This window comes from Thermus sp., assembly GCF_056332225.1.
Map to the genome: position 1 here is coordinate 80167 of NZ_JBWGQW010000002.1, position 11803 is coordinate 91969.

Annotated in this window: 9 protein-coding genes; all 9 read left to right on the forward strand. The window is 68.5% G+C overall.

What is annotated here, in order from left to right; all coding sequences use genetic code 11:
* Positions 1-23: 23 nt before the first annotated feature.
* Positions 24-1328, forward strand: a complete 1305-nt coding sequence (rimO, locus tag AC01Y6_RS01100; RefSeq protein WP_476669857.1) for a 30S ribosomal protein S12 methylthiotransferase RimO — start codon at positions 24-26, stop codon at positions 1326-1328.
* Positions 1329-1340: 12 nt separating this feature from the next.
* Positions 1341-2678, forward strand: coding sequence for a Trk system potassium transporter TrkA (trkA, locus tag AC01Y6_RS01105; RefSeq protein ID WP_347242056.1), 1338 nt, complete (start codon positions 1341-1343; stop codon positions 2676-2678).
* Entirely contained in the window at positions 2650-4122 is a 1473-nt protein-coding gene (locus tag AC01Y6_RS01110; RefSeq protein WP_476669858.1) for a TrkH family potassium uptake protein, read from the forward strand. Before trkA ends, AC01Y6_RS01110 begins: the two co-directional genes overlap by 29 nt.
* 46 nt (positions 4123-4168) lie before the next feature.
* The gene (glgP, locus tag AC01Y6_RS01115) at positions 4169-6625 is read left to right on the forward strand and encodes an alpha-glucan family phosphorylase (RefSeq protein WP_476669859.1); all 2457 of its coding nucleotides are present in this window, start codon (positions 4169-4171) and stop codon (positions 6623-6625) included.
* A 32-nt stretch (positions 6626-6657) separates the two neighbouring features.
* The gene (locus tag AC01Y6_RS01120; protein ID WP_476669861.1) at positions 6658-7422 is read left to right on the forward strand and encodes an ABC transporter substrate-binding protein; all 765 of its coding nucleotides are present in this window, start codon (positions 6658-6660) and stop codon (positions 7420-7422) included.
* 53 nt (positions 7423-7475) lie between these two features.
* Positions 7476-8264: an amino acid ABC transporter permease gene (locus AC01Y6_RS01125; protein ID WP_428720096.1), complete on the forward strand. Its 789-nt coding sequence runs from the start codon at positions 7476-7478 to the stop codon at positions 8262-8264.
* A gap of 60 nt (positions 8265-8324) precedes the next feature.
* Positions 8325-9275 carry a TAXI family TRAP transporter solute-binding subunit gene (locus AC01Y6_RS01130; RefSeq protein WP_476669864.1) on the forward strand — a complete coding sequence of 317 codons (951 nt, stop codon included), beginning with the start codon at positions 8325-8327 and terminating at the stop codon, positions 9273-9275.
* Positions 9276-9334: 59 nt separating this feature from the next.
* Positions 9335-11308 carry a TRAP transporter permease gene (locus AC01Y6_RS01135; RefSeq protein WP_476669865.1) on the forward strand — a complete coding sequence of 658 codons (1974 nt, stop codon included), beginning with the start codon at positions 9335-9337 and terminating at the stop codon, positions 11306-11308.
* On the forward strand, positions 11305-11803 hold a 499-nt coding region (locus AC01Y6_RS01140), incomplete at its 3' end, for an amino acid ABC transporter ATP-binding protein (RefSeq protein ID WP_476669866.1). The genes AC01Y6_RS01135 and AC01Y6_RS01140, both read left to right, overlap by 4 nt.

Sequence of the window (11803 nt, forward strand, 5' to 3'; positions counted from 1 at the left end):
GGCCCTTAGGCCCCGGGAGACGTATGGCGAAGATCGGCTTTGTGAGCCTGGGGTGCCCCAAGGCCTTGGTGGACTCGGAGCAGATCCTTTCCCGGCTCAAGGCCTTAGGCTACGAGACGAGCCCCACCTACGGGGAAGCGGAGCTCGTCATCGTGAACACCTGTGGCTTCATCACCCCCGCGGTGGAGGAGAGCCTCGAGGCCATCGGGGAAGCCCTCCGGGAAAACGGCAAGGTGGTGGTCACGGGGTGCCTGGGGGCGAGGCCCGAGGCCATCCAGGAGCGCTACCCCCAGGTCTTGGCCGTCACGGGCCCGGGAGAGGTGGAGCGGGTTCTGGAAGCGGTGCAGGAGGTGCTCCCCGCCCCGCGGGACCCCTTTTTGGACCTCGTCCCCCCCCAGGTGAAGCTCACCCCCCGCCACTACGCCTACCTGAAGCTCTCCGAGGGGTGCGACCACCGCTGCAGCTTCTGCATCATTCCCAAGCTCCGGGGAAGGCTCCGCTCCCGGGACGCCGGGGAGGTCTTGGCCGAGGCGGCGAGGCTCGTGGCCACGGGCACCAAGGAGCTCCTCCTCATCGCCCAGGACCTCTCGGCCTACGGGGTGGACCTCGGGCACCAGGCGAGCGTCTGGGGGGAGCACCTGGTGCGGGCGGAGCTTAAGGACCTCCTCGCCCACATGGCCGAGCTCGGGGCCTGGATCCGCCTCCACTACGTCTACCCCTACCCCCACGTGAAGGACCTTCTGCCCCTCATGGCCGAGGGCAAGGTCCTGCCCTACCTGGACGTTCCCCTGCAGCACGCCTCGGAGCGGATCCTCCGCCTCATGCGCCGCCCCGGGGGGTACCACAGCCACCTCAAGACCCTCAAGGCCTGGCGGGAGGCGGTGCCGGAGCTCGCCCTCCGCTCCACCTTCATCGTGGGCTTTCCCGGGGAAAGGGAGGAGGACTTCCAGATGCTTCTGGACTTCCTGGAGGAGGCCGAGCTGGACCGGGTGGGGGTCTTCGCCTACTCCCCGGTGGAGGGGGCGGAGGCCAACCGCCTCCCGGACCCCGTGCCCGAGGAGGTGAAGGAGGAGCGCCGGGCGAGGCTTTTGGAGCACCAAGCCCGGATCAGCCTCAGGAAGAACCAACGCTTCGTGGGCAAGACCCTCGAGGTCCTGGTGGACGAGCTCCCCGAGCCCGGCCTCGCCGTGGGCCGCACCTACCGCGACTCTCCCGGGATCGACGGCGTGGTCTACGTGGAGACCGATGGCACCGTGCGGGTGGGGGAGAGGATCCCCGTGCGCATCACCCGGGCGGAAGCCTACGACCTCTTTGGGGTCCAGGCGTAGGATAGGGGCGGTATGTACATCGTCATCGCCGGGGGCGGGGAGGTGGGCGGGGAGCTCGCCCGCACCCTGGAGAAGACCCACGAGGTGGTGGTCATTGACCGCAACCCCCAGGCCAAGGAGCGCTTCGCCCCGCTGGACGTCAAGGTGGTGGTGGGGGGGGCCACGGACCCCGACACCCTGAGGGAAGCCGGGGTGGACCGGGCGGACCTCTTCATCGCCAGCACCGACTCCGACGAGGTGAACCTCCTGGCAAGCCTCCTCGCCAAGGGGCTTGGGGCCGCCCAGGTCCTCTGCTTCGTGGGCAAGGGGGGATACGTGGAGGTCCTCACCGACCCCCGCACCGCCGAGATCCTGGGCACCCGCATTGACCGGGTCCTCTGGCCCCAGCGGGCCATGGCCCGGGAGATCGTGGAGGTGATCCTGGTGCCCGAGGCGGTGGACGTGGAGCAGCTGGCGGAGGGGCGGCTTCGCTACGCGGAGTACCGGGTGAAGGAGGGGAGCCCCTACGCCCACCGCCCCCTCTCCGAGCTCTCGTGGCCCGAGGGGGTCTTGGTGGTGGGGGTGGTGCGGGATGGGGGCTTCCTGAGCTTCGCCCACCCCGACTTCCCCGGGCTCGTTCTGCACCCGGGGGACAAGCTCCTCTTCGCCACCACGGCCAAGGCCTTTCCCGAGCTGGAGGCCCACTTCGCCGAAGGGCGGGGGGTGCGGCGGGTGATGGTGCTGGGCGGAGGAAACGTGGGCTTTTTGGTGGCCCAGGAGCTCCTGCGCCGCCGGGTGGAGGTGGTGGTGGTGGAGCCCAGCCTGGAGCGGTGCCAGTGGCTCGCCCAGGAGCTCCCCGAGGCCCTGGTCATTCGCGGGGACGGGACGGACCTGGAGCTCCTCGAGGCCGAGGGGATGGCGGAGGCCGACGCCGTGGTGGCCGTGACCGACAACGACGAGAAGAACCTCCTGGCCTCCCTCCTCGCCAAGCAACTCGGGGTGGGCAAGGTCATCACCCGCGTGTCCCGCTCCGGGACCCGCCGGCTGTTTGAGCGGGTGGGGGTGGATCTGCCCCTAACCCCGCGCCAGGCGGCGGTGCGGGCGGTGTTGGACTTCCTGGGTCCGGAGAACGTGGAACACGTTTCCACCATGGACGAGAACATCGAGCTTCTGGAGGTGGAGCTTCCCGAAAGCTTCGCTCCCAAGCCGTTGGCGGGCCTCGCGGGGCCCCAGGTGGCCCCCATCGCCTTGGAGCGGGACCACCGGGTGATGCTCTACCGGGAGGGCCTCGAGGCCCTCCCCGGGGACCGGCTTTTCCTGGTGGCGGCCCGGGAGGTGGCGGATGCGGCGGTGGCCCGGATCCTCGGCTAAAGGAGGGTTCCGCTCCAGCCTCTACCTCCTGGGCCTCGCCTATCAGGGCCTTGGGGGGCTCCTCCTGGGGTTCGCCCTCCTGGCCCTTCTCTGGCGCGAGGACGCCCGGGGTTTCGCCCTGGCGGCCCTTTTGGGGTTTGGGCTTGGGCGCCTCCTCCAGGCCCTGGGGCACCCCGAGGCCCAGCCCAGGCGGGCCGAGGTCTTCGCCAGCGTGGCCCTCCTTTGGCTGGCGGTTCCCCTTTTGGGGGCGGTGCCCTACTGGGTTTCCGGAGGGCTTGGCTACCTGGACGCCCTCTTTGAGGCGGTCTCCGGGTTCACCACCACCGGGGCCACGGTGCTCAGCGATTTCGGCCGCTTCGGCCAAAGCCTCTTCCTCTGGCGCGGCTTCACCCAGTGGATGGGCGGCATCGGCATCGTCCTCCTCTTCCTGGTGGTCTTCCCCCAGCTCCAGGTGGCGGGCCGCCAGGCTTTCTTCGCCGAGGCCACCGGGGTGGAGAAGGAGAAGCTCACCCCAAGGCTTCGCCACACCGCCCAGGCGGTGCTTAGGGTCTACCTCCTCCTCACCGCCTTGGCCTTTTTGGCCTACTTCGGGGCGGGGGTCCCCGCCTTTGAGGCCTTGGCCAACGCCCTGGCCACCACCCCCGCCGGCGGGTTTAGCCCCAATCCGCAGAGTTTCGCCTCCTACTCCCCGTGGGCCCAGTGGGCGGGGACCCTCTTCATGTTTTTGGCGGGGGTGAACTTCCTCCTGCAGTACCGCCTCTTCTTCCGCCGCGAGGTGAGGCCCCTCTTCCGGGATGCCGAGTTCCGGGCCTATGCGGCCCTGGTGCTTCTTGCGGGGGTCCTTCTCGCCTTCTACCTTTACACCCATCACCTCTACGGCCTCGAGGAAAGCCTCCGCCACGCCTTCTTCCAGGTGGTCTCCATTCTCACCACCACGGGCTTCGCCAGCGTGGACTTCGCGGGGTGGGTGGTCCCCGCCCAGGCGGTTTTGGTCCTCCTCATGTTCGTGGGGGGAAGCGCGGGCTCGGGCGCGGGCGGGATCAAGGTGGTGCGCTGGCTCTTGCTCTTCGGCTTCCTCAGGCGGGAGATCACCCGCACCCTTCACCCCCAGGCGGTGCTTCCCCTGCGCCTGGGGCCGAGGGTGGTTTCCGAGGAAGCCCTGCGCCAGGTTTCCGTGTTCGTCTTCCTCTACACCCTGCTTTTCGCCGCGGGGACCATGATTCTGGCCCTTCTGGAAAAGGACTTCGTGGTGGCCTTCACCGCCAGCGCCCAGGCCATCGGCAACATCGGCCCGGGCCTGGGCCCCGTGGGGCCCATGGGCTCTTACGCCGGCCTCCACCCCCTGGCCAAGGGGGTACTCATCCTCCTGATGTGGGCGGGGCGGATAGAGATCCTGCCCGTGGCCCTCCTGCTAAGCCCCGAGCTTTGGCGGCGCCTTAGGTGAGGGCTGGGACCCTTCGCTCAAGCCCAAGCCGGTATAATCCTCCCTCGTGAGGACCCTAGGGCACATCACCGCCATGCCCGAGCTCCCCGAGCCCCTCCAGGGCCTGAGGGAGCTCGCCTACAACCTTTGGTGGAGCTGGAACAAGGAGGCGGCGGAGCTTTTCCAGGAGGTGGACCCGGCGCTTTGGAAGCGCTTCCGGGGCAACCCCGTGAAGCTCCTCCTGGAGGTGGACCCGGCCCGTCTGGAGGGGCTTCTCGGCACCGGCTACCCGGCCCGGGTCCAGGGGGTGTTGCAGGCCCTAAGGGCCTATCTGGAGGAGCGGAAGCAGAAGAAGGGCCCCCTTACCGCCTATTTTTCCGCCGAGTACGGTTTTCACAGCTCCCTGCCCATCTACGCCGGGGGGCTTGGGGTGCTGGCCGGGGACCACGTGAAGGCGGCGAGCGACCTCGGCCTCAACCTGGTGGGGGTGGGGATCTTTTACCACGAGGGCTACTTCCACCAGCGGCTTTCCAAGGAGGGCGCCCAGGTGGAGGTCTACGAGCCTCTTCACCCCGAGGAGCTCCCCCTTCTGCCGGTACAGGACCGGGAAGGAAAGCCCCTCAGGGTGGGGGTGGAGTTCCCCGGGCGCACGGTGTGGCTTGGGGCCTACCGGGTGCAGGTGGGGGCGGTGCCGGTCTACCTCCTCACCGCCGACCTCCCGGAAAACGCCCCCGAGGACCGGGCCATCACCGCCAGGCTCTACGCCCCGGGGCTGGAGATGCGCCTCAAGCAGGAGATGATCCTCGGCATCGGGGGGATGCGGCTGCTTAGGGCTTTGGGCCTCGCCCCCGAGGTCTTCCACATGAACGAGGGGCACTCGGCCTTTTTGGGCTTAGAGCGCCTTCGGGAGCTGGTGGCGGAAGGCCACCCCTTCCCCCTGGCCCTGGAGCTGGTCCGGGCCGGGGCCCTCTTCACCACCCACACCCCGGTGCCCGCCGGGCACGACGCCTTTCCCCTGGAGCTTCTGGACCAGTACCTGGGCCATTTTTGGGAAAAACTGGGGACGGACCGGGAGGGGGTTTTGGCCTTGGGCCTCGAGGAAAAGCCCTGGGGCAGGGTCTTCTCCATGTCCAACCTGGCCCTCAAGACCAGCGCCCAGGCCAACGGGGTGAGCCGCCTCCACGGGGAGGTCTCCCGCCGGATGTTCCACCACCTCTGGCCGGACCTCCTCCCGGAGGAGGTGCCCATCGGCCACGTCACCAACGGGGTTCACACCTGGACCTTCCTCCACCCGAGGCTTCGCCGCCACTACGCCGAGGTCTTCGGCCCCGAGTGGCAGAAGCGCCCCGAGGATCCCGCCACCTGGAAGGTGGAGGGCCTGGGGGAGGAGTTCTGGCGCATCCACAAGGAGCTTCGCGCCGAGCTCATCCGCGAGGTGCGGCAACGGGTCTACGAAGAGCGCCGCCGCAACGGGGAAAGCCCAGGCCGCCTACGGGAGGCCGAGCGCCTTTTGGACCCCGAGGCCCTCACCATCGGCTTCGCCCGCCGCTTCGCCACCTACAAGCGGGCTGTCCTCCTCTTCAAGGACCCCGAGCGCCTGGCCAAGATCCTCCGGGGGCCCTACCCCGTGCAGTTCGTCTTCGCCGGGAAGGCCCACCCCAAGGACGAGCCCGGCAAGGCCTACCTGCAGGAGCTTATCGGCCGCATCCGGGAGCTCGGCCTCGAGGACCGCATGGTGGTGGTGGAGGACTACGACATGTACCTGGCCCGCCTCCTGGTCCAAGGCTCCGACGTCTGGCTCAACACCCCCCGCCGCCCCATGGAGGCCAGCGGCACCAGCGGCATGAAGGCGGCCCTCAACGGGGCCCTCAACCTGAGCGTCTTAGACGGCTGGTGGGCGGAGGCCTTCAACGGCAAAAACGGGTTCGCCATCGGGGACGACAGGGTCTACGAGAGCGAGGAGGCCCAGGACATGGCCGACGCCCAAGCCCTCTACGATGTCCTGGAGTCCCAGGTCCTCCCCCTCTTCTACGCCAAGGGGCCCGAGGGCTACTCCGCAAGCTGGCTGGCCATGATCCACGAGAGCCTGCGCACCGTGGGGCCCTACTTCAGCGCCGCCCGCATGGTGGGGGAGTACCTGGCCCTTTACCAAAGGGGGGCGGAGATGGCCCGGCGCGCCCTGGGGGCGGCCGAGACCCTGGAAGCTCTCCACCAGGCCCTACCCGCCTTCTTCGCCTTGGGCCTTCGGGTGGAGGCCCCGGGCCACCTCACCTTAAACGGGGAGCCCCTCCGGGTGCGGGCCTGGGTAGAGGGGGAGGTGCCCGAGGCCCTGAGGCCCTTCCTGGAGGTCCAGCTGGTGGTCAAGCGGAGCACGGGGGAGCTGGAGGTGGTCCCCCTGGCTCCTTCCCACGGGGGGTACGAGGGGAGCTTCCGCCCTCCCCGCCCGGGAAGCTACACCTACGGGATGCGCCTGGCCCTCAAGCACCCGGTCACGGGACGGGTCACCTGGGTGCGCTGGGCCTAAGCGTGTATAATCACCCCCGTTAGGAGGTGGGCATGAAAAGGTTTGCGCTTTGGCTGGGAGTGCTGGCCCTGGGCTTGGCCTTGGCCCAGGTGCGGAGCCTTGAAGAGATCAAGCGTTCCGGGGAGATCCGCATTGGCACGGAAGGGGCCTTCCCTCCCTTCAACTACTTTGACGCGAAGAACCAGCTCACGGGCTTTGAGGTGGACCTGGGCAACGCCCTCGCCAAGAAGCTGGGCCTGAAACCCGTCTGGATCGCCCAGTCCTTTGACAGCCTCCTCATCCAGCTCAACCAGGGGCGCTTTGACTTCGTCATCGCCTCCCACGGCATCACCGAGGAGCGGGCCAAGGCGGTGGACTTCACCAACCCCCACTACTGCACGGGGGGCATCATTGTGAGCAAGAAGGGCGGGCCCAGGACCGCCAAGGACCTCCAGGGCAAGGTGGTGGGGGTGCAGATCGGCACCACCTACATGGAGGCGGCCCAGAAGATTCCCGGGGTCAAGGAGGTGCGGACCTACCAGAAGGACCCCGACGCCCTCCAGGACCTCCTCGCGGGCCGTCTGGACGCCTGGATCACCGACCGCTTCGTGGCCAAGGAGGCCATCAAGGAGAGGAAGCTGGAGAACACCCTCCAGCTCGGGGAGCTTCTCTTCCAGGAAAGGGTGGCCATGGCGGTGGCCAAGGGGAACAAGGGGGTGCTGGACGCCCTAAATAGGGCCCTGGCCGACCTGATGAAGGACGGCACCTACGCCCAGATTTCCAAGAAGTGGTTCGGCGAGGACGTGCGCTGCCGGTAGCCCTTTCCTAGGCCCTGGGGCGCGGAGGCCCCGGGGCCTATCCTTGAGGTAAGATGCGTTTCTTTTCCCGCGTCCTTCTCTTCCTCGCCCTTCTCGTCCTGGGATACGTGGCCTTTTTCGCCCTTTTGGGCCTGGCCCTGGAGCGGTACTTTCTCCTGGCGGGCTTCGGTCCCGAGCGGGCGGCCTCGGCGGGGCAGGCCATGGCCCAGGGGGCGGAGATCACCCTCAAGCTCACCCTCCTCTCCGGGGGGGCGGGGCTCATTATCGGCGTTTTCGCCGGGATGGCCCGGCTCTCCGGCCGGGCCTGGGTGCGGCTTCCCGCCACCTTTTACATCTGGGTGACCCGGGGAACCCCCCTCCTCGTCCAGATCCTCTTCGCCTACACCGCCCTGCCCCTCCTCCTAAAGCCCCTCTGGCCGGGGGCGCAGCAGGCCCTCACCCCCTACTGGGCGGCCTTCCTCGCCCTGGCCTTCAACGTGGGGGCCTACAACGCCGAGGTGGTGCGGGCCGGGATCCAGGCCATCCCCAAGGGGCAGTGGGAGGCGGCCTGGTCCCTGGGGCTCTCCCCGGGGGACGTCATGCGCTTCGTGGTCCTGCCCCAGGCCCTGAGGATCGTGGTGCCCCCCCTGGTCAACAACGTGGTGGCCCTCCTCAAGGACTCCTCCTTGGCCAGCGTCATCACCCTCACGGAGCTCGCCCTCTCGGGCCAGCGCATCATCTCGGCCACCTTCCGGCCCGTGGAGGTCTATTTGGCGGTGGCCGCCATTTACCTCCTCCTCACCACGGTGCTCACCCTCTTCACCAACCGCCTCGAGGCCCGCCTCAAGGTGGCGGGCCGCTAGAAGGCTTGCGGGGGGTGGGCCTACGGGGTATACTGACCGCGGCCTCAAGGAGGTGGTTTTATGCAGACGAAGAAGGTAATGTTGACGGTTCTAGCCCTCCTCGGCCTGGGAATGGCCCAGGAGTTCCTCACCATCGGCTCCGGCTCCACCACCGGGGTCTACTTCCCCGTGGCCACGGGCATGGCCAAGCTGGTGAACGACGCCAATGTGGGCATCCGGGCCAACGCCCGCTCCACCGGCGGGAGCGTGGCCAACATCAACGCCATCGCCGCCGGGGAGTTTGAGATGGCCTTGGCCCAGAACGACATCGCTTACTACGCCTACCAAGGCTGCTGCATCGCCGCCTTTGACGGCAAGCCGGTGAAGGCCATCCGGGCCCTCGCCGCCCTTTACCCCGAGGTGGTCCACATCGTGGCCCGGGCCGACGCCGGCATCCGCACCGTGGCCGACCTCAAGGGCAAGCGGGTGGTGGTGGGGGACGTGGGCTCCGGCACGGAGCAGAACGCCCGGCAGATCCTCGAGGCCTATGGCCTCCGCTTCGAGGACCTGGGCCAGGCCATCCGGGTGAGCGCCACCCAGGGCATCCAGCTCATGCAGGACAAGCGGGCGGACGCCCTCTTCTACACCGTGGGCCTGGGGGCGGGGGCCATCCAGCAGCTCGCCCTCACCACCCCCATCGCCCTGGTGGCCGTGGACCTGAACCGCATTCAAGCCATCGCCAAGAAGTACCCCTTCTACGTGGGCTTCAACATCCCCGGGGGCACCTACAAGGGCGTGGACGTCACCACGCCCACCGTGGCGGTGCAGGCCATGCTCATCGCCTCGGAGAAGCTCTCCGAGGAAACGGTCTACAAGTTCATGAAGGCGGTCTTCGGCAACCAGGAAGCCTTCAAGAAGATCCACCCCAACCTGGAGCGCTTCTTCAGCCTGCAGAAGGCGGTGAGGGGCCTGCCCATCCCCCTCCACCCCGGGGCGGAGCGCTTCTACCGGGAGGCCGGGGTCCTGAAGTAGGCCCCTAGCCCAAAAGGAGGGGCCCCCAACGGGGGCCCCTCCTCCGGTAAGGGAAAGGCATGGACAAGGACGCAGCGCTTCTCGTGGAGGAGTCGGAGCTCGGGGGAAGGCGCCCTAAGGGGTGGCCCCGCTTCCTCCTCTTCGGCCTCGGGGTGGCCTGGAGCCTCTTCCAGCTCTGGGCCACGGAGATGGGCACCCTGGACCCCATCCGCCTGCGGGCGGTCCACCTGGCCTTTGCCCTGGCCCTGGCCTTCTTGGCCTACCCGGCGAGGCGGGGGCCAAGGGAGCGCGTTCCCCTTCTGGACTGGCTTTTGGCCTTCCTGGGGGCGGCGGGGGCCCTTTACGTGGTGTGGGACTACTACGGCATCACCCAGCTCCGGGGCGGGATCCCGAGCGGGCGGGACGTCTTCATGGGCACCCTGACCCTCCTGGTGCTCTTCCTCGCCGCCTGGCGGGTGGTGGGGCCCGCCCTGCCCATCATCGCCTCCGCCTTCGTCCTCTACGCCCTCACCGGGCCCAAGGGCCTCATCCCCTACATGCTCCCCTCCTGGCTCCAGCTCCACGCCGGAAGCCAGTGGGGCCAGCTCATGGGCCAGCTCTACACCACCGCCGAGGGGATCTGGGGCGTGCCCTTGGGGGTCTCGGCCACCTTCGTCTTCCTCTTCGTCCTCTTCGGGGCCCTTCTGGAGAAGGCGGGGGCGGGGCGGTTCTTCATCCAGGTGGCCTACGCCCTCCTCGGCCACTTCCGCGGGGGGCCCGCCAAGGCGGCGGTGGTGGCCAGCGCCCTCACGGGGGTGGTCTCGGGGAGCTCCGTGTCCAACGTGGTCACCACGGGCACCTTCACCATCCCCCTGATGAAGCGGGTGGGCTACCCCCCGGAGAAGGCGGGGGCGGTGGAGGTGGCCAGCTCCTCCAACGGCCAGCTCATGCCCCCGGTGATGGGGGCCGCGGCCTTCATCATGGCCGAGCTCTTGAACATCCCCTACAGCCAGCTCATCCTCATCGCCCTCCTCCCCGCCCTCCTGGCCTACGCCACCCTGTTCGTCACCGTTCACCTCGAGGCCCTGCGCCTGGGCCTCAAGGGCGTGCCCCGCTCCGAGCTTCCTCCCCTTGCCCCCGTCCTCCGCTCGGGGGCCCACTACCTCCTCCCCGTCGCCTACCTCATCTACGCCCTGGTGGCCCTTAGGCTCACCCCGGAACGGGCGGCCTTGAACACGGTCTTCCTCATGGCCCTCCTCATCCTCTTCCAGGAGGCCTGGCGGGCCTGGAGGAGCGGGACGGGGGTGGGCCTCGGGCTCCTCAGGGGAGGAAGGCTTCTTCTAGAGGGCCTCGAGGCGGGGGCGAGGGGCATGGTGGGCATCGCCCTGGCCACGGCCGCGGCCGGCGTGATCGTGGGCATCGTCACCATGACCGGCATCGGCTTTGGCCTCACGGACATCGTGGAGAGGCTCTCCGGGGGGAACCTGATCCTCGTCCTCCTCCTCGCCCAGCTCACGAGCCTCCTCCTCGGCATGGGCCTTCCCACCACGGCCAATTACATCGTCATGGCCTCCCTGGTGGTGCCGGTGGTCCTGAACCTGGCGGAGAAGGCGGGGTACGCCGTGCCCCCGGTGGCGGCCCACATGTTCGTCTTCTACTTCGGCATCATGGCCGACTCCACGCCCCCCGTGGCCCTGGCCGCCTACGCCGCCAGCGCCATCGCCCGCTCCGACTTCTGGAAGACGGCGGTCCAGGGCTTCGTGTACGAGCTCAGGACCGCCCTCCTCGCCTATATGTTCTTCTTCAACCCCAAACTCCTCCTCCTGGGGGTGGCCTCCTTGGGCGAGGGGCTTTGGGTCTTCCTCACCGCCCTTTTGGGCATGGCGGCCTTCAGCGCCGCCCTCGTGGGCTTCCTGCACAGGCCCACGAACCTCCTGGAGAGGGCCCTTCTCCTGGGAGCGGCCCTGACCCTGGTGGTCCCGGGGCTTCTCACGGACGCCATCGGCCTCGGCCTCTTCCTCCTCACCTACCTCCTCCAGAGGGTGCGAAAATGAGGGCGGTGGAGCCCATCATAAGGATCCGCAACCTGCACAAGTGGTTCGGCCCCCTGCACGTCCTGAAGGGGATCCACCTGGAGGTGGCCCCGGGGGAGAAGCTCGTCGTCATCGGCCCCTCGGGCTCGGGAAAGAGCACCCTCATCCGCACGGTCAACCGCCTGGAGGACTTCCAGGAGGGCGAGGTGTGGGTGGACGGCAAAAACGTCAAGGACGACCGGGCCCTGCGGGAGGTCCGGCGGGAGGTGGGGATGGTCTTCCAGCAGTTCAACCTCTTCCCCCACATGACCGTGCTGGAGAACCTCACCCTGGCCCCCGTGCGGGTGAGGCGCTGGCCCCGGGAGAAGGCGGAGAAAAAGGCCCTGGAGCTTCTGGAAAGGGTAGGGATCCTGGACCAGGCGAAAAAATATCCGGGGCAGCTCTCCGGGGGCCAGCAGCAGCGGGTGGCCATCGCCCGGGCGTTGGCCATGGAGCCCAAGATCATGCTCTTTGACG